Origin of the sequence: Mesorhizobium sp. 131-2-1, assembly GCF_016756535.1 — a bacterium.
Classification (GTDB): Bacteria; Pseudomonadota; Alphaproteobacteria; order Rhizobiales; family Rhizobiaceae; genus Mesorhizobium.
The window spans coordinates 204,361-226,357 of the sequence record NZ_AP023247.1 but is presented as its reverse complement, the minus strand read 5'-3'; the positions used below and the strand labels follow the sequence as shown (position 1 = coordinate 226,357).

The following is a 21,997-nucleotide window of genomic DNA, read 5'->3' as shown; positions in this document are numbered from 1 at the left end:
GTCCAGTCCGTATCTGCGGTCGTCAATCGATGTGCGATGCGTGCGCGGTCCGCCTACATCAGTCTTTGCCCGTCCGAGCCGAAATAAAGCGGCGCGCGGTAGCGGATCGTCACCCTGTCCCCCTTTTCGAGCGCCGTGTCGGGGTCGGTCAGCGTCACCAGCTTCTTGGGCCCCACCGTCACATGCAGATGGTTCTGGTCGCCGAGATGCTCGACCCAGTCGACGATACCGTCGGCGTGGCCGTTCGCCGCCTTCTCGATTGCCAGGTGCTCGGTACGGGCACCGATCGTCTTGGTGCCTGCCGGCGCGTCGCCGTCGGGCAAGAGCCCGGCCGGCAGAAGGTTGATCGCCGGTTGGCCGAGGCGGGCCGCGACGTGAAGGTTTGCCGGCTCTGAATAGATGGCGCGCGGCGTGCCGATCTGCACCAGCACGCCATCGGCGAGGATGCCGATGCGGTCGGCCATGGTCATCGCCTCGATCTGGTCGTGCGTGACATAGAGCATGGTGGCGCCGAGCTCGGACTGGATGCGTTTCAGCTCGAGCCGCAAATCGGCGCGCAGCTTGGCGTCGAGCGACGACAGTGGCTCGTCCATCAGATAGATCGCCGGCTTGCGCACCAAAGCGCGGCCGATGGCGACGCGCTGCATCTCGCCGCCGGACAACTTCGTCGAGCGGTTGTTGAGCTTGTGGTCGATGCGCACCATGCGGGCCACGTCCTCGACGCGGCGGCGGATCGCCTCCTCGGGAAAGCGCCGCGCCGGCGAGCGCAGCGGGAAGGCAAGGTTGTCGAACACCGAAAGATGCGGATAGAGCGAATATTGCTGGAACACGAAGGCGGTGTCGCGCTCGGCCGGCGACAGCGCCGTGGCGTCGTGACCGGCGATATGGATCGTGCCGCTGTCCGGCCGCTCCAGCCCGGCGATCAGCCTTAGCGTCGTCGTCTTGCCGGCGCCGGTCGGGCCGAGCAGCACGACAAACTCGCCGTCCTTGATCTGCAAGTCGAGATCATTGATCGCGACAGTGTCGCCAAAACTCTTGGTCACACCCTGGATCCGGACATCAGCCATGGCGCGCCTCCGCGGGTTGGTCATGCATGGCGGTCTTGACCGCCCGGCCGGAGCCTTTTTCGAACAGCGATAGCCGCGCGCTGTTTAATGCCAGCCCGACCGGCTCGCCCGTGGTGAGCCGGATTTCGGCTGGCACGCGGGCCTTGATGATGCCGTCCGCCGTCTCCACCGCGACGATCTGCGTCGTGCCGAGATATTCGGTGCCATAGATCGCGCCGCGCAATTTCGAGGCGTCGTCGAAGCGGACGTGCTCTGGCCGGATGCCGAGCGCCATGTCGACCGGGGCGATGTCCTCGCGCACCTCCGGCACCGCCACCTTGGCGCCCTGCACGACGATTTCCTTCGAACCTTTTGAAAGCCCGCCGCCGAAGCCGAGGAAATTCATCGGCGGCGAGCCGATGAAGTCGGCGACGAACATCGTCGCGGGCCGATCGTAGATCTCGCGCGGCGTGCCGAACTGCTCGATGACGCCGTGGTTCATCACCGCGATCTTGTCGGCCATCGACATCGCTTCCATCTGGTCGTGGGTGACGTAGACGGTGGTGGCGTGGATGCGATTGTGCAGCTCGCGCAGCTCATGCACCATCAAATCGCGGAATTCGGTATCAAGGGTCCCGAGCGGCTCGTCCATCAGGAAGCATTTCGGCCGCCGCACGATGGCGCGGCCGAGCGCCACGCGCTGGCGGTCGCCGCCGGCAAGGCCGGAGACGGACTTGTTGAGCAGATGGTCGATGCGCAAGAGCCTTGCCGTCTCTTCGACCCGCTGGCGGATCTCGGCCGAGGGCATGCCCTGCGCCAGGAGCGGAAAGCCGATGTTCTTTCGGACATTCATATGCGGGTAGAGCGCGAACAGCTGGAAGACGAAGGCGATGTCGCGCTCACGCGCCCGGCGCATGGTGACGTCCTCGCCGCCGAGCAGGATCTTGCCGCCCGTCGGCAGTTCCAGCCCGGCAATCATGCGCAATGTCGTCGTCTTGCCGCAGCCGGACGGCCCGAGCATGACGAAGAACTCGCCGTCCTCAACGACGAAGTTGGAGTCCTGCACGGCGACGAAATCGCCGAAGGCCTTGCGCAGATGCTGAACTCTGATCTCCGCCATCGTCTACTCCGGGAACTTCGACACGATGATGAACATGACGGTGCCGGCAAGCATGGTGATGAAGGAATAGGTGTAGAGCGACAGCGCGTAGGGCTGGAACAGCATCAGGAAGCCGATGGCGATGATCGCCGTCGCGATGTTTTCGAGCAGGCCGCGCTTCGCCCAGCGGGGCCATGAGGAGCGCTTGGAGACAACAGTGCGGCTCATGCGTTCCTCCCGTCCTTCTCCCCGTTCAAGGGGAGAGATGGTTGCCAGGTGGTTCCCCCACTCCGTCGCTGCTTTGCAGCGCCACCTCTCCCCCCTCCGGAGGGAGAGGAAGGGAGCCTCGCTGAATGAAGTTCGCGCCCTTCCTCTACCCTGTCGATCGGGGGAGAGGTGTCGAGCGAAGCTCGACGGAGTGGGGGTCGACTTATTCCCAAACTAATCATTTGCGCACCGCGCCGAAGGTGATGCCGCGCAGCAGCTGCTTGCGGAGCAGGATGGTGAAAACCAGGATCGGCACCAGGAAGATCGTCGTGCCCGCCGCCACGGCCGGCCAGTCCTGGCCGCCCTCGCCGATGATGGTCGGGATGAACGGCGGCGCGGTTTGCGCCGTGCCGGAGGTCAAGAGCGCGGCGAAGGCATATTCGTTCCAGGCAAAGATCAGGCAGAAGATGGCGGTCGCGGCGATGCCGGTCGTCGCCTGCGGCAGCACGGTGCGCCAGAAGGCCTGCAACCTCGTATAGCCGTCGATCATCGCCGCTTCCTCGTATTCGCGCGGGATCTCGTCGATGAAGCCCTTGAGCAGCCACACCGCCAGCGAGACGTTGACCGCCGTATAGAGCAGGATCATGCCGAGCGCGGTGTCGGAGAGGCCGAGCTCGCGGTACATCAGGTAGATCGGGATCGCGACCGCGATCGGCGGCATGAAGCGCGTCGACAGGATGAAGAACAGCAGGTCGTCGGCGAGCGGCACCTTGAAGCGCGAGAAGCCGTAGGCCGACAGCGTTCCGAGGAACACCGCGCAGAAGGTCGAGCCGAAGGCGATGATCAGCGAATTGACGAAGCGCGGCAGGAAGTTCGACGGCCCGGCGATCACCATGTTGCGCTTGCGCACGGTCTCGTCGCAGAAGCCGGTCGCAGGCCCGAGCGAGTTGATGTACTCCGGTGTCTGCCGGGTCCGCGTCGTGAACAGGTTGCAGTAGCCTTCGATGCTCGGCTGGAAGACGATCTTCGGCGGATAGGCGATCGAATCCGGCGGCGTCTTGAAGCTTGTGGCGAAGATCCACAACAGCGGCACGATCGAGATCAGCGCATAGGCGACGATGATCGTGCCGGCGACAAGCTTCGCGTTCGACGACGGCGCGACGACGGAATGGGCGGTGGTCAGGCTCATCTCTGTTTCACCTTGTTCAGCGCCTTGACGTAGATGTTGGCCAGCCCGAACACAGCGACGAACAGGATGATGGCGAAGGCCGAGGAATAGCCGGTGCGCCAGCTCTCGAAGGCCTGCCGCTTCAGCGTGATCGAGGCGACCTCGGTGGTCGAGCCTGGTCCGCCGCCAGTCAACAGGTTGACCATGTCGAACATCTTGAAGTTCTCGATGCCGCGGAACAGCACCGCCAGCATGATGAAGGGCAGCGCCATCGGCAGTGTGATCGACCAGAACTGCCGCCAATTGGAGGCGCGGTCGACCTCGGCCGCCTCATAGATGTATTCGGGGATCGAGCGCAGGCCCGCGAGGCAGATCAGCATCACGTAAGGCGTCCACATCCAGGTGTCGACGATGATGATCGACCACGGCGCCAGCTCGACATTGGACAGCATCTGGATGTTCGTCGGCGGAATGCCGGTGACGAACGAGATGGCATAGGCGAACAGCCCGATCTGCGGCTCGTAGAGGAAGCGCCAGAAATTACCGACCACCGCCGGCGACAGCATCATCGGCACCAGGATGATGGTGGTCCAGAAGGCATGGCCGCGGAATTTCCTGTCGATCAGCCAGGCTAGCGTGAAGCCGATCACCGTCTGCAGGAGGATGGTCCAGAAGACGAAATGCGCTGTCGTCTGCATCGCGATCCAGATGTCCTGGTCGGTCAGGATGCGCTGGTAGTTGGCAAAGCCGAGGTTCTTCACCACCTCGTTGGGCCGGTTGGCCCGGAAGTTGGTGAAGGACAGGTAAATCGCCCAGAACAGCGGGAAGATGTTGATGGCCAGAAGCAAAAGGATCGTCGGCGAGATGAACAGCCAGGCGAGGCCCTTGTCGCTGATGCCGCGGACCTTGCGTGCCAACGGCTCCGGGGTCGCCCGGGCAACGCTGTCCGCAGTCCGATTGAGCATGGTGAGTCCTGCTTCGGTCACGTCAAGTCTCGACAATGGAATTTATCTGAACTGCGTCCCGTGCCAAGGGCGGCACGGGACGCTCGGGTCGCGGCTCGGGAGGAGCCTTACATCTTGCCGTCGTCCTGGAAGACCTGCGTCCAGTCCTTGACCAGGCCGTCGAGCGCGTCCTTTGCCGAGCCCTGGCCGGCGACGACATAGTCGTGGAAGCGCTTCTGCGAGGCCTGCAGCAGCGGTGCGTAGCTTGGCTCGGCCCAGAAGTCCTTCACGATGGCCATCGAGTCCAGGAAGGTCTGCGCATAGGGCTGGCTGGCCGGGAACTTCGGATCCTTGACCACCGCGTTCAGGCAGGAATATCCGCCGAGCGACCACCATTTGGCCTGCACGTCCTTGTTGGCGAACCACTTGATGTATTTCAGCGCCGATTCCTGCTTGTCGGAATAGGACACAACCGAAATACCCTGGCCGCCGAGCTGGGCGAACTGGTCGCCGTCGGGACCCTTCGGGTTGACGAAGTAGCCGATCTTGTCGCCGCCGACATTCTCGTCCTTCTGCAGGCCGGGCCAGGTGAAGGCGAAGTTCATATGCATGGCCACCTGGCCGGATTTGAAGGCGTCGACGCCTTCGCCCATGTAGCTGTTGGAGGCGCCGGGCGGGGTGCAGCAATCATAGAGCGCCTTGTAGAACTCCAGACCCTTCACCGACTTCTCGGAGTTGACGAAGCCGTCCATCTCATAGGGCTTCTTCGGGTTCTCATACTGGAAGCCGAAGCTGTAGAGCACGTCCATGGCGCCCATGGTGATGCCTTCGGAGCCGCGCTCCGTGTAGATCGAGGCGCCATAGACCGTCTTGCCGTCGATCTCACGCTTCTGGAAGAATTCGGCGATCTGCTTCAACTGGTCGAAGGTCGAGGGCGGGCCGAGATCCCAGCCGTACTTCTCCTTGAATTCCTTCTGCAGTTCCGGCTTGGAGAACCAGTCCTTGCGGTAGGTCCAGCCGACGACGTCGCCCATGGCCGGCAGCGCCCAGTAGTTCGGCGAGTTCTTTGGCCATTCCGAATAGCCGACGACGGTCGCCGGCACGAAGTCGTCCATGCTGATCTTCTCCTTGTCGAAGAAGTCGTTCAGCTTGACATAGTGGCCGTTCTCGGCGGCGCCGCCGATCCACTGGCTGTCGCCGATGATCAGGTCGCACAATTTGCCGTGCGAGTTGAGCTCATTGAGGAAGCGGTCGGCATAGTTGGTCCACGGCACGAACTCGAACTTCATGCCAATGCCGGTTTCCTTGGTGAAGTCCTTGGACAGTTCCACGAGTGCGTTGGCCGGATCCCAGGCCGCCCAGCAAAGCGTCAGGTCTTCCGCATGCGCGACGTTCGAGACGGCTGTCGACGCGGTGATCGCCGAGGCCAGACCCAACGCCAGTTTCAAGGTCGATTTCATGCCTTCCTCCCATTTGCGAAACACGCCCGGATGACGGTTTCAAGAGCTCTCAACCCCCGCTCCTCCGGGGGCCCAAACATGACAGTGCGCGGTGCGCAGGATGTTTAGTAATTTGTTTAGTGATGCGCTTTTTACTAAACAACGCAAGCGAATTCGTTGCTGCGCCGCAGCATGGCGGAAGGCGCGCTTGAAATCGTTGGAAAATTACTGCCGACCGCCCCGGCCGTTCGTCAGCCCTGGACAGTCCTCGTGCTCACCGTCACCGGCCGGATCGGCGGCGCCGGCGGCAGCAAGGCGCGGATGTCGGCGAAGGGGAAGACGGGCTCGAAGCGGAAGGCTTCGGCGAGAGCCGCCGGCGCGCCGTTGCATTGGCCGGCGCGGAAGGCGTTCAGCGTCCGCGATGCCTCGACAAAGCGCTCGGGGTCCTGCGAGCGGTGCGCCCGGATCGCTTCGGCCTTGATCCCGCCATGGCCGGAGATGTCGACATAGTGCGTCGGCGAAAAGCCGGTGCCGCCGAGCGTGTCGGCATGCAGCACCGGCACCGCGAACGACGCCGCGATGCGCACCCCGTCCGACAGCGCCCGGTGGTCGCCATGATAGTCGTTCGGCGCGTGGGTGATGACGAGATCCGGCTTCACCTCGCCGATCAGCGCCTTCAGCGCGCCGATCAGGGCGGCGTCGGCGACGAGCGCCCCGTCGGGAAAGTCGAGGAAGCGTGGAACGACGCCGAGCAGTCCCGCCGCCGCGGTCGCCTCCTCGCGGCGGGCGCGGGCAAGGACTGCCGGGTCGCCCTTGCCGCCCTTGGCGCCGTCCGTGGCTATGGCGAAAGTCAGCTCTGCGCCTAGCGCGGCATAGGCGGCCATCGTACCGAACATGAATATCTCGATGTCGTCCGGATGCGCCCCGAGCGCCAGTACCTTCACTCTACTCTCCCGGAAATGGAAAAACGTGCCGAACGGTATCCTGCTCGCCCTGATCGCCTATGCAAGCTATTCGTGCAACGACGCCGTTGTCAAAAGCCTGGGCGGGCAGTTCACCGTCTTCGAGATCGGCTTCTTCTCGACGCTGTTTTCCGGCTGCTTCCTGCTCTTCACCCGCCCGAACGGCGAACGCTGGCGTGACTTCTGGCGCACCAGAAGGCCGTGGGCGGTGCAGGCCCGCGCCTGGTCCGGCATCGCATCGGGCGTGCTCAGCGTCTACGCATTCACCACAATTCCTTTGGCCGAAGCCTATGCGCTCATCTTCCTGGCGCCGCTCTGCGTCACCATCCTCTCCACCCTCATCCTCAAGGAGAGCGTCGGCCCCTGGCGCTGGCTGGCGGTGGTCGCCGGCTTTGCCGGGGTCATGCTGGTCGTCAGGCCGGGCTTTCGCGAATTGCATCTCGGCCATCTCGCGGCGTTCGGCGTTGCCTTCCTCGCCGCCGCCAGCGTCATCCTGATGCGCTCGCTTGCCCAGCAGGAAAAGCGCACCACCATACTCGGCGTGCTGATCGGCTACGGGCTTTTGTTCAACGGCCTCGGCGCCGCGGCCACCTCGTTCACGCTCCCGGACGCCAGGCATCTTGTATGGTTCGTCATATCGGGCGCCTTCACCTCCTGCGGACAATTGCTTCAGCTGCTCGCCGTCAAATACGCGCCCGCCAACCGCATCGCGCCGACGCATTATTCGCAGATCGTCTGGGCGGTGATCCTCGGCGCGCTGTTCTTCCAGGAGTATCCCGATACGCTGTCGCTCGTCGGCCTCGCCGTCGTCGGCGGGTCCGGCCTGCTCACCATGGTGCGCGAGGAGGTGCGGCTGGGCACGGTGCGCTGGAACCCGTTTTCGCGCACCCGGCTTTAACGCGGCCGGCAGCGCATTGTTGCGCGCTGGCCATGGCCGCTGATATGCGGGCGCGATGAAGACAGATCGCTTGCCGGAGCTTCCGGTCTCAGCCGTGCTGCCGGCGCTCGGCGAAGCGCTGGCGATGAAGAGCAGCGCCGTGCTGGTGGCGCCGCCCGGCGCCGGCAAGACGACGCTGGTGCCGCTGGCGCTGCTCGACGCGCCGTGGCTCGGCGCGGGCAGGATCGTCCTGCTCGAGCCGCGCCGGCTCGCCGCCCGCGCCGCCGCCCGCCGCATGGCCGAGCTCCTCGGCGAGGAGCCCGGCGAGACCGTCGGCTATGCCATGCGCATGGAGAACCGCACCTCGGCGAAGACAAAGATTCTCGTCGTCACCGAGGGCGTGTTGTCGCGCATGATCCTCGATGACCCGGAACTGCCCGGTGTCTCCGCCGTGATCTTCGACGAATTCCACGAGCGCTCGCTGGACGGGGATTTCGGCCTGGCGCTGGCGCTCGACGTGCAGGGTGCGCTGCGGCCGGACCTCAGGCTGCTGGTCATGTCGGCGACGCTCGACGGCGCGCGCGTCGCCAGGCTGTTGTCCGGCGCGCCGGTGATCGAGAGCGAGGGCCGCGCCTTCCCGGTCGACATCCGCTATGACGAGCGGCCGCCGGGCACTGCGATCGAGGACGCCATGGCCAGGGCGATCCGCTCGGCCCTGGTCGACGAGAACGGCAGCGTGCTTGCCTTCCTGCCCGGCCAGCGCGAGATCGAGCGCACCGCCGAGCGGCTGCGGGACCGCCTCGGCGCCGACACCGACATCGTGCCGCTCTACGGCCAACTCGACAACAAAACACAGGACGCGGCGATCAGGCCGCCGCCGCCGGGTCGCCGCAAGGTGGTGCTGGCGACGTCCATCGCCGAGACCTCGATCACCATCGACGGCGTGCGCGTCGTCATCGATTCCGGCCTGTCGCGCCTGCCGCGCTACGAGCCGGCGAGCGGACTGACCAGGCTGGAGACGGTGCGCGTCAGCCGGGCATCGGCCGACCAGCGCGCCGGCCGCGCCGGCCGCACGCAGGCTGGCGTCGCCGTCCGGCTGTGGCGCGCCGAGCAGACGGCCGCGCTTCCCGCCTTCACGCCGCCGGAAATCCTTGAGGCCGATCTTTCCGGCCTCATGCTCGATTGCGCCGCCTTCGGCGTCGCCGATCCTTCGAGCCTGTCCTTCCTCGACCTGCCGCCGGCGCCGGCGCTCAACGAGGCGAGGGTCTTGCTGCGCGCGCTGCACGCCGTCGACGAGGCGGGGCGGCTGACCGATGCTGGTTCGGCGATGCGCAAGCTGGCGCTGCCGGTGCGGCTTGCCCATATGGTCGCCGAAGCCGCCGCAATCGGCCATGCGCTGGAGGCGGCGACGCTTGCCGTGCTGCTTACCGAACGTGGGCTCGGCGGCGACGGCGCCGACCTCGAACGCCGGCTAATGCGCTTCCGCGCCGAGAAGTCGCCGCGTGCCGTTTCAGCCCGCCAGCTCGCCGAACGGCTGGCAAGGCAGGCCGGCGGCGGCAAAGGCGATGCGCAGGCTTCCGCCGGCGCGCTCCTCATCCATGCCTGGCCGGACCGCGTCGCCAAAGCGCGCGGCGAGCGTGGCCGTTTCGTGCTGGCCAATGGTTCGGGCGCAATCCTCGATGCCGCCGATCCGCTGGCTGGCGAGACCTGGCTGGTCGTCGCCGACCTGCAGGGCAAGGCGCAGAACGCCCGCATCACCGCCGCCGCTGCGGTCGACGAGGCCGACATCCGCGCGGCCCTTGGCGACCGCATCGAGACGCGCCGCGAGACAAGCTTCGACCGCGACCGGCGTGCGGTGCGCGTGCGCGAGACCGCAAGGCTCGGCGCCATCACGCTGGCCGAGCGCATGCTGCCGGCGCCGTCCGGCGCCGACGCGGATCGGGCGATCCTCGAAGCTCTGCGCGAGCATGGCCTGTCGCTGCTCGACTGGGGCAAGGAGGCCGAGACGCTGCGGCAGCGGCTCGGCTGGCTCAATCGTGGCCTCGGCGCGCCCTGGCCTGATGTTTCCGACGAGGCGCTCCTCGACCGCCTCGACGACTGGCTGCTGCCCTTCCTCGGCGGCGATGCCTCCTTCGCCGCGATCAAGCCGGCTTCCCTTTCGGCCGGGCTGATGGCGATGGTGCCGCATGATCTGCAGCGCAAGGTCGACGCGCTGGCGCCGACCCATTTCGACGCCCCGTCGGGCAGCCATGTGCCGATCCGCTACGACGGCGAATGGCCGGTGCTGGCGGTGCGCGTGCAGGAGCTGTTCGGCCTCGACAGGCACCCGGCGATCGCCGGCGGCACCGTGCCGCTCACCCTCGAACTCCTGTCGCCGGCGCACCGGCCGATCCAGACGACGCGCGACCTGCCCGGCTTCTGGCGCGGTTCCTGGGCGGATGTCCGCACCGACATGCGCGGCCGCTATCCCAGGCATGTCTGGCCCGAGAACCCGTTGCTCGCCACCGCCACCAGCCGCGCCAAGCCGCGCGGGACGTAAGGGCAGGCATCGAAACATGGTAGTCACCCCATCGTCTTTTCCCGGCTATAGTCGCTCGTCATGATCAACATACTGCGTTCACCAGATTTCCAGCAAAGCCAGCGGCTGCGCCTCAACACGCTGATCCGGCTGCGCTGGCTGGCCATCGTCGGCCAGAGCCTGACGGTGCTCGTCGTCGCCTACGGGCTGAAATTCCCGTTGTCCGTCAGCATGTGCTTCGCGCTGATCGCCTGCTCGGCCTGGATGAACCTGTGGCTGACCTTCCGTTACCCGGCGGCACACCGGCTCACCCCGCTCTCGGCCTTCGCCATCCTCACCGTCGACAGCTTGCAGCTTGCCGGCCTGCTCTACATGACCGGCGGTCTCACCAACCCGTTCTCGGTGCTGCTTTCCGTGCCCGTCGTCATCTCGGCGGCGTCGCTGCCGCTGCGCCTCACAGCGGTGCTAGGGGCGCTGGTCATGGTGGCGGCCACGCTGCTGGTCTTCTTCCACCAGCCGCTGCCCTGGTACGAGGGCGCGCCGCTGGAGATGCCCTTCATCTACGTCGCCGGCATGTGGATGGCGGTGTTCGCCTCGATCGCCTTCACCGCCATCTACGCCTTCCGCGTCGCCGAGGAAGCGCGCCTGCTTGCCAACGCGCTCGCCGCCACCGAGCTGGTGCTGCAGCGCGAGCAGCATCTCTCCGCTCTTGACGGGCTCGCGGCCGCAGCCGCGCATGAGCTCGGCACGCCGCTTGCCACCATCACGCTGGTCGCCAAGGAGATGGAGAAGGCGCTCGGTGAGGACCGGAAATTTGCCGAGGACGTGAAGCTGCTGCGCTCGCAGAGCGAGCGCTGCCGCGAGATCCTGAAGCGGCTGACCAGCCTGTCTCCCGAGGGCGAGGCGCATCTGTCGCGTCTGCCGCTGACCTCGTTGGTCGAGGAGGTGACCGCACCGCACCGCGATTTCGGCATCTCGATCAAGCTGCGGCCGGGCGAGCGCATCGGCCCCGAGCCGGTCGGACGGCGCAATCCAGGCGTCATCTACGGTCTCGGCAATCTGGTCGAGAACGCCGTCGACTTCGCCCGCAAGACCGTGACTGTCAGCTGGAGCTGGGACGACGCCGAAGTTACCTTTTCGATAATCGATGACGGGCCGGGCTTCCCGCCGGAGATCATCGACCGCATCGGCGAACCCTATATGTCGACGCGGCAGGGCACAGAGGCCGGCGGCGGCCTCGGCCTCGGCCTGTTCATTGCCAAGACCTTGCTGGAGCGTTCCGGCGCCACGCTCGATTTCCGCAATTCGAGCGGGCTGGGCGAGGGCGCCGTGGTGCAGATATCCTGGCCACGCGGCGTCTTTCTCAACCCCGAATCGTCTTCGAGCATGTTCGACACCGCCTGAAACCACGCTTTAACCTGCTTAGTGGCCTCATCGGAGCCGGTTGCAGGCCCTAAAAATTGGACAATAGTGGCGCGGGACTGTATCTGCGTAAACTTAAGGCAGCAGGAATTCTGGACACCATGAGTGGAGACGAAACGACTGGCGCAATGGTTGAGGGCGAGGACACCTCGCTGCTGATCGTCGACGACGACAAGCCGTTCCTGACCCGGCTCGCCCGCGCCATGGAAACCAGGGGCTTCGTCGTCGAGACGGCCGAGAGCGTCGAGGAGGCGGTCGCCAGGGCGCGCGCCCATCCGCCGGCCTATGCCGTGGTCGACATGCGGCTCGGCGACGGCAACGGCCTCGACGTCATCGCCGCCATTCGCGAGAAGCGCGACGACGCCCGCGCCGTCATCCTCACCGGCTACGGCAACATCGCCACCGCCGTCACCGCGGTGAAGCTCGGCGCCATCGACTATCTCTCCAAGCCCGCCGACGCCGACGACGTCTTCGCCGCGCTCACCCGCACTTCTGGCGAGCGCGCCGCTCCGCCGGAAAACCCGATGTCGGCCGACCGCGTGCGCTGGGAACACATCCAGCGCGTTTACGAAATGTGCGACCGCAACGTCTCGGAAACCGCACGCCGGCTCAACATGCACCGCCGCACGCTGCAGCGGATCCTCGCCAAGCGCGCGCCGCGCTGACGGAGCATCGTTGGAGGAGCCGTCGCAAGCTTCACAATTGGCGAAAGCCCCCAACGTCGTCATCCCAGGGCGAAGCAGGAGCGAAGCTCCGTCGCGGAGACCCTGGGATCCATGCCGTTACCTCAGCCGGAGAATGCAAACGGCGCAAAATACTGCACCGCAGCAGCGCTCTGAAGTCACGGCATGGATCCTGGGGTCTGCGCTGCGTCGCTTCGCTCCTTGCTCCGCCCCAGGATGACGAAGCGACGGGCGTCTCGGCCAATTTCCGACGTACCAAGCGCGCCTTGCGTCATCGGCGACGCTTGAGCATCATCATGAATAGCGCCGGCTGACAGTCGGCAACGGAGGGTACATGCGGGACGAGCGGCCAAAATCCATCTTCCGCGAATTCCTCGACGGCGAGGCGGCCGGCGGCATCATCCTGATGGTGGCGGCGGCGCTTGCGCTGATCGTCGCCAACTCGCCGCTCGCCGAAGCCTACTTCGCCGCGCTCCACGCCTATCTCGGGCCGCTCAGCGTCGCGCACTGGGTCAATGACGGGCTGATGGCGGTGTTCTTCCTGCTGGTCGGCCTGGAGATCAAGCGCGAGATGCTGGACGGCCAGCTTTCGACCTGGCCGCGCCGCGTGCTGCCCGGCATCGCCGCCGCCGGCGGCATGGTGGTGCCGGCGCTGGTCTATGTCGCCATCAACAGGGACAATTCCGCCGCGCTCTCCGGCTGGGCGATCCCGACCGCCACCGACATCGCCTTCGCGCTCGGCGTGCTGTCGCTGCTCGGCAATCGCGTGCCGGCCTCGCTCAAGATCTTCCTCACCGCGCTCGCCATCATCGACGATCTCGGCGCCGTCATCATCATCGCGCTGTTCTACACCAGCGGCCTGTCGCTCGCCTATCTCGGCGCCGCCTTCGCGGTCATCGCCGCGCTCGTCGTTCTCAACCGCATGCGGGTGATGACCCTGATCCCCTATCTCGTGCTCGGCGCCGTGCTCTGGGTGTTGGTGCTGAAATCGGGCGTGCACGCCACGCTGGCCGGCGTGGCGCTGGCGCTCACCATCCCACTCGAGCGCGCCGCCGGCATCAGCCACGACCTCGAGCATTCGCCGCTGCACCGGCTGGAGCACGGCCTGCACAAGCTCGTGCCCTTCTTCGTCATCCCGATCTTCGGCTTCGCCAATGCCGGCGTATCGCTTGCCGGCCTGAGCATGGCCGCCCTGGTCGAGCCGCTGACGCTGGGCGTCACCGCTGGCCTGGTGCTGGGCAAGCTGGTCGGCGTCTTCGGCTCTTCCGCGCTCGCCATCCGGCTCGGCCTCGCCGACCTGCCGGTCAATGCCGGCTGGCTGCACATGATCGGCATTTCGCTGCTGTGCGGCATCGGCTTCACCATGAGCCTGTTCATCGGCCTGCTCGCCTTTGCCAGCGATGCCGCACTCCAGGACGCGGTCAAGGTCGGCATCCTCGCCGGCTCGCTGGTCGCCGCGCTGCTCGGCGCGGCGGTGCTGCTCATCGCGCCGGCGGTGGGGGACGAGGCGGACGAAGACTAGATCGGCGGCAGTCCGAAGGCCGCAAACAGTTTAGGTCCGAGCGGCGGCACATAGATCGTCAGGCAAGCGATCGCGCTGTCGGCGGGCTCGATGACATGCAGCGAGTGGGGCCGCCAGACCTGATCCTGATGGCTCAACGCGTAGACCCCGACGGCGGGATGGCCGTTGGCCCTTGTCGCCACCGTGCGATAGCCGGCAAAATTGCCCCAGACCGTCCCCAGGAAAGCACCGATCGCCTTGCGTCCTCGGTACCATTCCCGCCATGGCGGCATGTGATAGCTGGCGTCCTCCCGCAGCAGCTCGACGAGGCCGTCGAGATTGTCGGTCTGCCAGGCCCGCATGTAGCGTTCGAGCAGCAGGCCCTCTTCCGGACTGGGCTGCACCCGTTGCAGGGGGCGGCCCTCAGCGTATCGTTCACCAAGCGTCGCGCGGGCGCGCTGCAGGGCGCTGTTGATCGAGGCGGTCGACCCGCCCAGCAATTGCGCCGTCTCGATCGCCGACCATCCCAGCACATCGCAAAGCAAAAGCGCGGCCCGTTGCCGGGGCGGCAGAAGCTGGATCGCCGCGACAAAGGCGAGCTGTACGGCCTCGCGCGCCTCGTAGCGCGCCTCCGGACCGGGCTCGTCGTCGGCGAGGTCCGGAAGCTCGGTGTCCGGATAAGGCTCCAGCCAGGCAAGCTCGGCGGCGGGCCCGTCTGCTGCCGGCCCGTCGGAGGGCGGCTGTCGGGGCAGTTCGAGAATGCGGCGCGCCGCCGCTCTCGCCTTGATGGCGTTGAGGCAGCTGTTGGTAGCGATGCTGTAGAGCCAGCCGCGAGGAGAGCCCCGCCCGCCGAATTGCGACCTTGCGCGCCATGCCTTGAGGAAAGTGTCCTGGACGAGGTCCTCGGCCTCGTTGAGCGAACCCATCATCCGGTAGCAGTGCAGCTTGAGCTCGCGGCGATGGGCCACGGTCAAGCGCTCGAAGGCCAGCCGATCGAGGATCGGCTGGCCTGGCCGGCCCAATGGCTCAGAAGCGCCGGGAGCGTCTGTCATGCGGAGCCTGCGGGGTTGAGTTCGGCCGGCATCCTGCGCGCCTCATGCCGCCGCCGCAAGTCCGGCGCCACTCACCAGGAAGGAACTGCCTTGCTGCTTCGCGGTGGCGAGCTGAACCACCGCGCGCCCGACATCGGCCGGGCTCTGCATGTCGGTCATGCTGGCGAGGAAGTCCGCCGGGCGGATGCCCATATAGGCCGAAATGCTGTCGATGCCGCGATCGCCGACGCCGGTGCCTGGCATGATGCGGGCCGGCGACAGCGCCATGAAGCGCAGGCCGAGGCCCAACCGGTCCGCTTCCTTCTGGCTGTGGCCGGCCAGGAATATCTGCATGCGCTTCGCGCCGGAATAACCGCCGGAATTCGGCGGGCCTCCGGTCATGGCCGCCCCGCTGGAGATCAGCACCACCCGGCTCCCCGGCTTGAGCCGGCCCTGGAGCGCGGCCCTGCAGAACAGGAACGACGCCTTGACGTCCATGTCCCAGTTTGCCGAGAACACCTCCCAGCTCTGCTCCTGCACCGGCACGGTCGGGGCAAGCGCGCCCGCCGAGACCACCAGCACGTCCGGCGCAAGCGCGCCGAAAACGGCTTCGGGCGCGCTCTCGTCCGTCGCGTCGACCGCCAGCGTCTTCACGCCGGGCTTCTCCCAGGCAAGCTGTTTCAGGTCCGCGGCGCCACGGGCGACGGCAAGCACCGTTGCCCCTTCGCCAAGCGCTGCTTCCACGATCGAGCGGCCGACACCCCGGCTCCCTCCGATGACGACGACATTCTGACCTTTCAACGATCCCATGGATCACCTCTCGTTGCGGGCCGCCGGACCATCCGGGCGCCCCTGTTGATGAGGACAGCCGGAGTCAGCGGAAATCATCGGTGCGAGGTCAAAAAACTTTTCGGGCGATCAGTACGGTCGAGGCTATCTCCCTTCTCCCCGTTCACGGGGAGAAGGTCCCGGCAGGGGGATGAGGGGCGGCGCCAGCGTCGCAGGATGACCCCGGCGGGCCGTATCAGCCCTACTCGCTCTCGCCATCCAGCGACGGCACCGAGACACCGGCAAGCTCCGCCGCCAAAAGCCGTGCCGCGCCCGCCCGGGCGATCCGCAGCATCAGCGCCTTGCGCGTCGCCGCCGCCATGCGGTGCTCCGGCGCGTCGCGCAGGATTTCGGCGCCATAGCCGTCGGAGAGGATGAAGCCGCATTCCTCCGGGAAGATGTCCTGCGGCACGCCGGGATGGGTGGCGAAGAAGAAGCGGTCGGAATGCAGCCGATAGTCGGGCCATTTGCGGTCGACGCGGAAATCCTCGATCGAGGATTTGATCTCGATGATCCAGATATCGCCCTGCCGGGTGAGCGCGACGAGGTCGGCGCGCCGGCCGGTGGCGAGCGAGAGCTCCGGCAGCACATGCGCGCCCATTTCGGTAAGCAGCCGCTGCACCCCGCGCCGCACCAGCATGGCTCGCTCCGACTGGCGGCCGTCGATCAGGGGGTTGAGCGGAATCGGAGAAATGATGGGCATGGCCGGCACCATGCCAGATTTTGTTCACGGTTTGAACCCGGGCGATTGCATATTTGACAGACCCAAGTGCTCGGGGGATAGCTTCCGATATCCGGTGGAAGCGGGGGCGCACCTTGGTTTTTCAATCGCTGGTGAACGGTTGGCGGCGGTTCTGGTCGCGCAAGCTTATCGCCAAGTACAACGTTAATGCCCAATACTTCACGGTTTCGTTCAAAATCTACCAGTCAGATGATGGCGAACGGACGTGCCGTATGAGCGTGCAGTCAGGCGAAGATTCGTACTTCTCCCCGATGCGGAGCGTCGATCTAGACCTCCTTATCGAAGCCGCTCAGGAAGCTAGGGCGCAGCTTCGTGCCTAGTTGCCCAGACCCGTCCCGTTCCACCGATGAACGGATCTTTCCCGAGGACGCAGGTGCACTCACCAAGGGCCATGAATCTGCGACAGGATGTAGATCATGTGGAGGAAAGCGTACGCTGGAACGCTGAGGATGGCGGCAGCGGCGAACACCAGAGAAACCTTCGGTGGTCTGAATCGATAGGATGCCAAGGGGCCCCTTATAGTCCTTGATAGTGCTGACGCGAATTTCAGTCGGCACGAAGGGTCGTGCCTTTGTTCCCGCACGCTTGATCGGTTACTCGTAGGGCTTGGGGGCGCCCCGACAATCGCGCAACACGGCAATCCATTCGAGGGTCCGCCTAAAGGCGTAAGCCCACGCCCATTCGATTTAGATTGGCTCCTTTCGTTCGCGGAACGTCCGCCGGGCGTTCCTACGTTAGCGGCCTCTAAAGTGGCTCAGCCGGTCCCGTCCCGTTCCACCGGATGAACGCTACTTCCTTCCCGGTGACTTCATGCACGGTCTTCAACAGCGCCGCATGCAGAACCTGGAGCGAGCGGGTAGTGGTCGCACTGCGGCGATACCAGTGGGTCGACGATGGGCCGTATGCAGCCCTTCCGCGGCCTGTAGTAACCGGTCCGAATCCTGACCCGATAGCTGGTTGGGTTTGTTGCGCATGCCCACTGCAACCTCCTACGAGAATCGCCCTACCTAGGAACATTATGGCGATTATGATTGACAAACCCAGAGTGGGATTAGGGCTCCCGAACAGCCTAGGCCCGTCTGGACATTAGCTATCGTTAATGGTTGTGTCCGGTTGCATTCGCCGCTGGTGATTGCAACAGGTGGCAACCTGGCCCGCGTCTTCCCGTCCAGGGAAAGACGCGGGTTCGCCGCCCGTCCCGACGCTCAAAGGCGCGGGCGTGGTTCAACAGCCGCGCCCGGCTGAATTGCAACCCCCGGCGACGATTGGATGGCTGTCGAGCAAGATGCCATTTACACCCAAAAGAAGTCAGCGCCGGGACCGCTTTTAACTTGAAGGGTTCCGGACGCCGATCATATAGAAACATATATGTTTCTTGTTGCTTTCGGGGCGGAGATGGCGGTGGACAGAGCAGGATCGAATGGCGAGAGGCCTTCGGCCTTCGACCTCGACACGCTGCGCGAGATGTTCAGGAAGTCGGTTCGGGAGCATGGCGTCACGACAGCCGATTGGGCCGATCACGCCAAGCTGTTCATCAAGCAGACCACCAGCCGCAAACCCGGCAAGAAGCGCTCACGAACGTCCTGAATAAACGTCGTCGCGTGCTCTGCGCGATCCCGCCCGGGGTCAGTTCGCCGTCTTGCCGCGACCGCTCTCCGCCGCCAGCCCCGCCATGTCGTCCAGGATCGGGCAGTCCGGGCGGTGGTCGCCATGGCAGGCGTGGATCAGCGTCTGCAGCGTGGAGCGCATCGATTGCAGCTCGCGCACCTTCTCCTCGATCGCCCTGACATGGGCGGCTGCGATCTCGCGCACGTCGTGACTGGCGCGGCTGCGATCCTGGTAGAGCAACATAAGTTGGCGGCAGTCGTCGATGGAGAAGCCGAGATTGCGCGCCCGGCGCAGGAAGGCCAGCCGGTGGATGTCGTCGCCGGAATAGTCGCGATAGCCGTTCTCGGCCCGCGCCGGGCGGATCAGGCCAATCTCCTCGTAGTAGCGGATGGTCTTGGCCGGCAGGCCGGACCGCTCGGCGGCATCTCCGACATTCATGGCGCTCTCCTCGGCCTCGGCCATCCCGCGGGACAGGCCCATTGATTTTGCTTCACAATCCTGTGAGCCCTGTTGCCGAAAAGACGCAGTTGTGCATCTACCGGCAGGTAAGGTCCTGCATATAGGCATCGCGCGCTTGGCAAGCAAAAGAAATGCCAGCATGAATGATTTCAGGAAAAAGCGGCCGACTCGTGCCGCGATCAACGGGCTGGGCATCGGACCTATTCATGCGCTTGAAGTCTTTTGCAATTGTCGCCGCTCTGGCGCTGTCGACTGCGATCAGTGGTTGTAGCACCATCGGCTTGCGACTCTTTACCAACGACTATGGCGCGGTCACCGATGCGGGCTATCAATTGCCGCGCATCCCGATCGAGAAGGTTCCGGCGCGCTTCCACCGGCAGGAAGTAGACTACGACACCAAGGAAAAGCCGGGCACCATCATCGTCGACACCCAGAACAAGTTCCTCTACTTCGTCGAGGGCGACGGCCTTGCGATACGCTACGGCATCGGCGTCGGCCGCGAAGGTTTTGAGTGGCATGGCACCGCCCATATCGCGCTGAAGCGCGAATGGCCGACCTGGACGCCGCCCTCGCAGATGATTAAGCGCCAGCCGGAGCTCGCCAAATTCGCCAGCGGCATGGAGCCGGGCCTGAAGAACCCGCTCGGCGCGCGCGCCATGTACCTGTTCAACAAGGGCGGTGACATGGGCTACCGCCTGCACGGCAGCCCGGAATGGAATTCGATCGGCAAGGCGATGTCGTCGGGCTGCATCCGGCTGATGAACCAGGACATCATCGACCTCTACGACCGCACCTCGGTCGGCGCCAAGGTCATCGTGATGTAGGCCAACTGAAAGTTTCGTGCGCGGACCGTCTAGGCAACAAATGGACGTCCTAAAACAGAAAACCGGGCAATTCGGCCCGGTTTTTTGTTGTCTGCGGATAAGGGAGCGGTGGGATTAAGCCACTTGCTCGACCTGCTGCACCTCGGGAACGAAGTGACGAAGCAGGTTCTGGATGCCGTGCTTCAGCGTCGCCGTCGACGACGGACAGCCGGCGCAGGCGCCCTTCATGTGCAGGAACACGGTGCCGTTCTCGAAGCCGCGGAAGGTGATGTCGCCGCCGTCCTGCGCAACCGCCGGGCGCACCCTGGTGTCGAGCAGCTCTTTGATGGTGATGACCAGCTCTTCGTCGGCCTTGTCGTAGAATTCACCGGTCTGGCTGGTTTCGGCCGCCGGGCCGCTCGTCGCCATGACCGGCGCGCCCGACATGAAATGCTCCATGATGGCGCCGAGGATCGCCGGCTTCAAATGCTGCCAGTCGGGACCGTCCTTGGTCACTGTGATGAAGTCATAGCCGAAGAAGACGCCGGTGACGCCCGGAATCTCGAACAGCCGGCCGGCCAGCGGCGAGGCGGCGGCGGCGCCATCGGCGTCGCGGAAATCGGCGGTGCCTTCGCGAAGCACCTCCTTGCCGGGCAGGAACTTCAGCGTCGCCGGATTCGGCGTCGACTCGGTCTGGATGAACATGGCGGTCTCCATGCCCCTTCGGGCGGGAAGTTTGGAATAATTCTAAATAGGCCCTATCGGCTGGACATTCAAGCGAAACGCATCGCCCGAACGGCCGGCTGGCGGAATGTTTTTGCGGGCTCCCGCAATGTGCGTGAGGTGTGTTGAGGTTCAGGTCAGGCCGTGCCGAAAGTGGTGGCTTACGAGAACCGGAGCGGAGCGTACTCCAAGTACGTGAGCACCGGAAGCGCAGGAAGCCGCCATTTGCAGGCCGGCCTCACCTGAATACCAACACATCTCAAGCGAGGCTGTCGATCTCCTCATCCGACAGATTCTGCGGCACCACGGTGACCGGGATGGGGAAGGCGGCGCCCCTGCCGGCCACGGCGCTGACAAGAGGTCCGGGGCCTTCCTTGCCGGCGCCCGCCGCCAGCACCAGGATGGCGATGTCCTGGTCTTCCTCGATCAGCTTGTGGATCTCCTCGGTCGGCTTGCCTTCGCGCACCACCAGCTCAGGCTCGATGCCGAGCTTCTGGCGAACCTTGTTGGCGTAAGTATCGAGCGCTGCGCGCGCCGTCGCGTTGGCCTCCTCGCGCATGATCTTCTCGACCCCCAGCCAGTGCTGGAAATCGTCCGGCTCGATGACATAGAGCAGCACCAGCACGCCGCTGGTGCTCTGCGCCCGCTTCGAGGCATAGGCGACGGCGCGTTCGCATTCGGGCGTGTCGTCGATGATCGCCAGGAACTTGCGGCGGTGGCCGACTTCACGGCTGAGGCGTTTGGAGACCATGTCTATCTGCCCGGTATCAATTCGGCCGCAATCTGCCACCGCCACGGACCGGCGGCAAGCCGCCGGCCTCCATGGCAGTAGCGATCAACGAGATTGGATCGATCAATCCTGCAGAAGGCCGATGATGTCGCGCACCGTCCTCATGGTGGATTCCGCGAGCGCGCCGGCGCGCTCGCCGCCGTCCCTGAGCACCGCGTCGACATAGGCGCGGTCGCCCTCGATGCGGCGCATCTCGCCGGCGACCGGCGCCAGCTTCTCGACCGCCAGGTCGGCCAGCGCCGGCTTGAACACCGAGAACTGCTGGCCGCCGAACTCCTTCAGCACGTCGGCCTTGGAGATATCGGCGAGCCCGGCATAGATGCCGACCAGGTTTTCCGCCTCCGGCCGGCTTTCCAGCCCGTCGACCTCGCTCGGCAAGGCTTCCGGATCGGTCTTGGCCTTGCGGATCTTCTTCGAGATGGTGTCGGCATCGTCGGTCAGGTTGATGCGCGACAGGTCCGATGGGTCCGACTTCGACATCTTCTTCGAACCATCGCGCAGGCTCATGATGCGCGCCGCCGGCCCGCCGATCACCGGCTCGGTGATCGGGAAGAAGCCGTTCACGGTCTCCTCGCCGACCTGCATCTCGACACCGACGCCCAGCGCCGCGATGCGGTTCGAGAAATCGTTGTTGAATTTCTGGGCGATGTCGCGGGTCAGCTCCAGATGCTGCTTCTGGTCCTCGCCCACTGGCACATGGGTGGCGCGGTAGAGCAGGATGTCGGCCGCCATCAGGCTCGGATAGGCGAGCAGGCCGAGCGAGGCGTTCTCGCGGTCCTTGCCGGCCTTGTCCTTGAACTGCGTCATCTTGTTCATCCAGCCGATGCGCGCCACGCAGTTGAAGATCCAGGCGAGCTCGGCATGCTGCATCACCCGCGACTGGTTGAAGACGATGTGCTTCTTCGCGTCGATGCCGGAGGCGAGGAAGGCAGCGGTGATCGAGCGTGTCTGGTCGGCGAGGTCGTCATGGACGAGCTGCGCGGTCAGCGAATGCAGGTCGACGACGCAATAGATGCAGTCGGACTGCTCCTGCAGCGCGACGAATTTCTTGATGGCGCCGAGATAATTGCCGAGATGCAGATTGCCGGTCGGCTGGACGCCCGAAAAGACAAGGGGTTTGAAGGCGGTCATGATGTCCTCATGGCTT

22 protein-coding genes are annotated in these 21,997 nt (G+C 65.2%); 8 read left to right on the top strand and 14 right to left on the bottom strand.

The genetic code is table 11. The features are described 5' to 3' along the window. Positions 1 to 53 precede the first annotated feature (53 nt). The 7 genes from JG743_RS01025 to JG743_RS00995 all read right to left on the bottom strand — a co-directional run bounded on the left by JG743_RS01025 (position 54) and on the right by JG743_RS00995 (position 6,847). Positions 54 to 1,067 carry an ABC transporter ATP-binding protein gene (locus tag JG743_RS01025; protein WP_202297220.1) on the bottom strand — a complete coding sequence of 338 codons (1,014 nt, stop codon included), beginning with the start codon at positions 1,065 to 1,067 and terminating at the stop codon, positions 54 to 56. Then, entirely contained in the window at positions 1,060 to 2,166 is a 1,107-nt protein-coding gene (locus JG743_RS01020; RefSeq protein WP_202297218.1) for an ABC transporter ATP-binding protein, read from the bottom strand. The genes JG743_RS01025 and JG743_RS01020 overlap by 8 nt, the downstream gene beginning before the upstream one ends. Before the next feature lie 3 nt (positions 2,167 to 2,169). Further along, on the bottom strand, positions 2,170 to 2,373 hold the full coding sequence (locus tag JG743_RS01015) for a hypothetical protein (protein ID WP_202297216.1): 204 nt from the start codon (positions 2,371 to 2,373) through the stop codon (positions 2,170 to 2,172). 217 nt (positions 2,374 to 2,590) lie between these two features. Then, positions 2,591 to 3,541: a carbohydrate ABC transporter permease gene (locus JG743_RS01010; protein WP_202297214.1), complete on the bottom strand. Its 951-nt coding sequence runs from the start codon at positions 3,539 to 3,541 to the stop codon at positions 2,591 to 2,593. Continuing rightward, positions 3,538 to 4,485: a carbohydrate ABC transporter permease gene (locus JG743_RS01005; protein ID WP_446720896.1), complete on the bottom strand. Its 948-nt coding sequence runs from the start codon at positions 4,483 to 4,485 to the stop codon at positions 3,538 to 3,540. The genes JG743_RS01010 and JG743_RS01005 overlap by 4 nt, the downstream gene beginning before the upstream one ends. Before the next feature lie 107 nt (positions 4,486 to 4,592). Beyond that, positions 4,593 to 5,924: an ABC transporter substrate-binding protein gene (locus JG743_RS01000; protein ID WP_202297210.1), complete on the bottom strand. Its 1,332-nt coding sequence runs from the start codon at positions 5,922 to 5,924 to the stop codon at positions 4,593 to 4,595. Between the two features lie 230 nt (positions 5,925 to 6,154). After that, positions 6,155 to 6,847, bottom strand: a complete 693-nt coding sequence (locus tag JG743_RS00995) for a PIG-L deacetylase family protein (RefSeq protein WP_202297208.1) — start codon at positions 6,845 to 6,847, stop codon at positions 6,155 to 6,157. 25 nt (positions 6,848 to 6,872) lie between these two features. Here JG743_RS00995 and JG743_RS00990 point away from each other — a divergent pair, with 25 nt between their 5' ends. From JG743_RS00990 to nhaA, 5 genes are all read left to right on the top strand, one after another. After that, a complete protein-coding gene (locus tag JG743_RS00990; protein WP_202297206.1) occupies positions 6,873 to 7,763 on the top strand; it encodes a DMT family transporter in 891 nt (296 codons plus the stop codon). A 55-nt stretch (positions 7,764 to 7,818) separates the two neighbouring features. Beyond that, positions 7,819 to 10,281 (top strand): ATP-dependent helicase HrpB, encoded by a 2,463-nt coding sequence (gene hrpB / locus JG743_RS00985; RefSeq protein WP_202297204.1) that lies wholly within the window; start codon positions 7,819 to 7,821, stop codon positions 10,279 to 10,281. A 60-nt stretch (positions 10,282 to 10,341) separates the two neighbouring features. Continuing rightward, a complete protein-coding gene (locus JG743_RS00980) occupies positions 10,342 to 11,664 on the top strand; it encodes an ActS/PrrB/RegB family redox-sensitive histidine kinase (protein ID WP_202297202.1) in 1,323 nt (440 codons plus the stop codon). Between the two features lie 119 nt (positions 11,665 to 11,783). Beyond that, complete coding sequence (locus JG743_RS00975) at positions 11,784 to 12,347, top strand: ActR/PrrA/RegA family redox response regulator transcription factor (protein WP_127405771.1); 564 nt, start codon at positions 11,784 to 11,786, stop codon at positions 12,345 to 12,347. Positions 12,348 to 12,699: 352 nt separating this feature from the next. Continuing rightward, positions 12,700 to 13,887: a Na+/H+ antiporter NhaA gene (gene nhaA, locus JG743_RS00970; RefSeq protein WP_202297192.1), complete on the top strand. Its 1,188-nt coding sequence runs from the start codon at positions 12,700 to 12,702 to the stop codon at positions 13,885 to 13,887. Here nhaA and JG743_RS00965 read toward each other — a convergent pair. The 3 genes from JG743_RS00965 to JG743_RS00955 form a co-directional block, all read right to left on the bottom strand. After that, the gene (locus JG743_RS00965) at positions 13,884 to 14,918 is read right to left on the bottom strand and encodes an RNA polymerase subunit sigma-70 (protein WP_202297191.1); all 1,035 of its coding nucleotides are present in this window, start codon (positions 14,916 to 14,918) and stop codon (positions 13,884 to 13,886) included. The genes nhaA and JG743_RS00965 overlap by 4 nt on opposite strands. Before the next feature lie 42 nt (positions 14,919 to 14,960). Beyond that, entirely contained in the window at positions 14,961 to 15,707 is a 747-nt protein-coding gene (locus tag JG743_RS00960) for an SDR family NAD(P)-dependent oxidoreductase (protein WP_202297190.1), read from the bottom strand. Positions 15,708 to 15,927: 220 nt separating this feature from the next. Next, complete coding sequence (locus JG743_RS00955; protein WP_202297189.1) at positions 15,928 to 16,428, bottom strand: MmcB family DNA repair protein; 501 nt, start codon at positions 16,426 to 16,428, stop codon at positions 15,928 to 15,930. A 113-nt stretch (positions 16,429 to 16,541) separates the two neighbouring features. Between JG743_RS00955 and JG743_RS34060 the strand changes: the two genes are divergently transcribed. Both JG743_RS34060 and JG743_RS00950 read left to right on the top strand, forming a co-directional pair. Beyond that, entirely contained in the window at positions 16,542 to 16,787 is a 246-nt protein-coding gene (locus JG743_RS34060; RefSeq protein WP_210388517.1) for a hypothetical protein, read from the top strand. A 1,081-nt stretch (positions 16,788 to 17,868) separates the two neighbouring features. After that, a complete protein-coding gene (locus JG743_RS00950) occupies positions 17,869 to 18,054 on the top strand; it encodes a hypothetical protein (protein ID WP_202297183.1) in 186 nt (61 codons plus the stop codon). A gap of 39 nt (positions 18,055 to 18,093) precedes the next feature. On the opposite strand, the gene cueR is transcribed toward JG743_RS00950, so the two are convergent. Then, complete coding sequence (gene cueR, locus JG743_RS00945) at positions 18,094 to 18,513, bottom strand: Cu(I)-responsive transcriptional regulator (protein ID WP_202297181.1); 420 nt, start codon at positions 18,511 to 18,513, stop codon at positions 18,094 to 18,096. A gap of 227 nt (positions 18,514 to 18,740) precedes the next feature. Here cueR and JG743_RS00940 point away from each other — a divergent pair, with 227 nt between their 5' ends. Then, positions 18,741 to 19,358 carry a L,D-transpeptidase gene (locus tag JG743_RS00940; RefSeq protein WP_202297170.1) on the top strand — a complete coding sequence of 206 codons (618 nt, stop codon included), beginning with the start codon at positions 18,741 to 18,743 and terminating at the stop codon, positions 19,356 to 19,358. Positions 19,359 to 19,472: 114 nt separating this feature from the next. On the opposite strand, the gene JG743_RS00935 is transcribed toward JG743_RS00940, so the two are convergent. The 3 genes from JG743_RS00935 to trpS all read right to left on the bottom strand — a co-directional run bounded on the left by JG743_RS00935 (position 19,473) and on the right by trpS (position 21,981). Continuing rightward, positions 19,473 to 20,042: a NifU family protein gene (locus JG743_RS00935; protein ID WP_126056814.1), complete on the bottom strand. Its 570-nt coding sequence runs from the start codon at positions 20,040 to 20,042 to the stop codon at positions 19,473 to 19,475. Between the two features lie 277 nt (positions 20,043 to 20,319). Continuing rightward, positions 20,320 to 20,811 carry a universal stress protein gene (locus tag JG743_RS00930; RefSeq protein WP_127283974.1) on the bottom strand — a complete coding sequence of 164 codons (492 nt, stop codon included), beginning with the start codon at positions 20,809 to 20,811 and terminating at the stop codon, positions 20,320 to 20,322. A 102-nt stretch (positions 20,812 to 20,913) separates the two neighbouring features. Then, positions 20,914 to 21,981, bottom strand: coding sequence for a tryptophan--tRNA ligase (trpS, locus tag JG743_RS00925; protein WP_202297168.1), 1,068 nt, complete (start codon positions 21,979 to 21,981; stop codon positions 20,914 to 20,916). Positions 21,982 to 21,997: the final 16 nt, after the last annotated feature.

Coding starts and splice junctions, on each gene's coding strand:
- trpS (WP_202297168.1), bottom strand. CDS start 21,981: ATGACCGCCTTCAAACCCCTTGTCTTTTCGGGCGTCCAGCCGACCGGC.
- JG743_RS00960 (WP_202297190.1), bottom strand. CDS start 15,707: ATGGGATCGTTGAAAGGTCAGAATGTCGTCGTCATCGGAGGGAGCCGG.
- JG743_RS00955 (WP_202297189.1), bottom strand. CDS start 16,428: ATGCCCATCATTTCTCCGATTCCGCTCAACCCCCTGATCGACGGCCGC.
- JG743_RS00940 (WP_202297170.1), top strand. CDS start 18,741: ATGCGCTTGAAGTCTTTTGCAATTGTCGCCGCTCTGGCGCTGTCGACT.
- JG743_RS00935 (WP_126056814.1), bottom strand. CDS start 20,042: ATGTTCATCCAGACCGAGTCGACGCCGAATCCGGCGACGCTGAAGTTC.
- JG743_RS01000 (WP_202297210.1), bottom strand. CDS start 5,924: ATGAAATCGACCTTGAAACTGGCGTTGGGTCTGGCCTCGGCGATCACC.
- JG743_RS01010 (WP_202297214.1), bottom strand. CDS start 3,541: ATGAGCCTGACCACCGCCCATTCCGTCGTCGCGCCGTCGTCGAACGCG.
- JG743_RS00930 (WP_127283974.1), bottom strand. CDS start 20,811: ATGGTCTCCAAACGCCTCAGCCGTGAAGTCGGCCACCGCCGCAAGTTC.
- JG743_RS01020 (WP_202297218.1), bottom strand. CDS start 2,166: ATGGCGGAGATCAGAGTTCAGCATCTGCGCAAGGCCTTCGGCGATTTC.
- hrpB (WP_202297204.1), top strand. CDS start 7,819: ATGAAGACAGATCGCTTGCCGGAGCTTCCGGTCTCAGCCGTGCTGCCG.
- JG743_RS01015 (WP_202297216.1), bottom strand. CDS start 2,373: ATGAGCCGCACTGTTGTCTCCAAGCGCTCCTCATGGCCCCGCTGGGCG.
- JG743_RS01005 (WP_446720896.1), bottom strand. CDS start 4,485: ATGCTCAATCGGACTGCGGACAGCGTTGCCCGGGCGACCCCGGAGCCG.
- JG743_RS00965 (WP_202297191.1), bottom strand. CDS start 14,918: ATGACAGACGCTCCCGGCGCTTCTGAGCCATTGGGCCGGCCAGGCCAG.
- JG743_RS00980 (WP_202297202.1), top strand. CDS start 10,342: ATGATCAACATACTGCGTTCACCAGATTTCCAGCAAAGCCAGCGGCTG.
- cueR (WP_202297181.1), bottom strand. CDS start 18,513: ATGAATGTCGGAGATGCCGCCGAGCGGTCCGGCCTGCCGGCCAAGACC.
- JG743_RS00975 (WP_127405771.1), top strand. CDS start 11,784: ATGAGTGGAGACGAAACGACTGGCGCAATGGTTGAGGGCGAGGACACC.
- nhaA (WP_202297192.1), top strand. CDS start 12,700: ATGCGGGACGAGCGGCCAAAATCCATCTTCCGCGAATTCCTCGACGGC.
- JG743_RS01025 (WP_202297220.1), bottom strand. CDS start 1,067: ATGGCTGATGTCCGGATCCAGGGTGTGACCAAGAGTTTTGGCGACACT.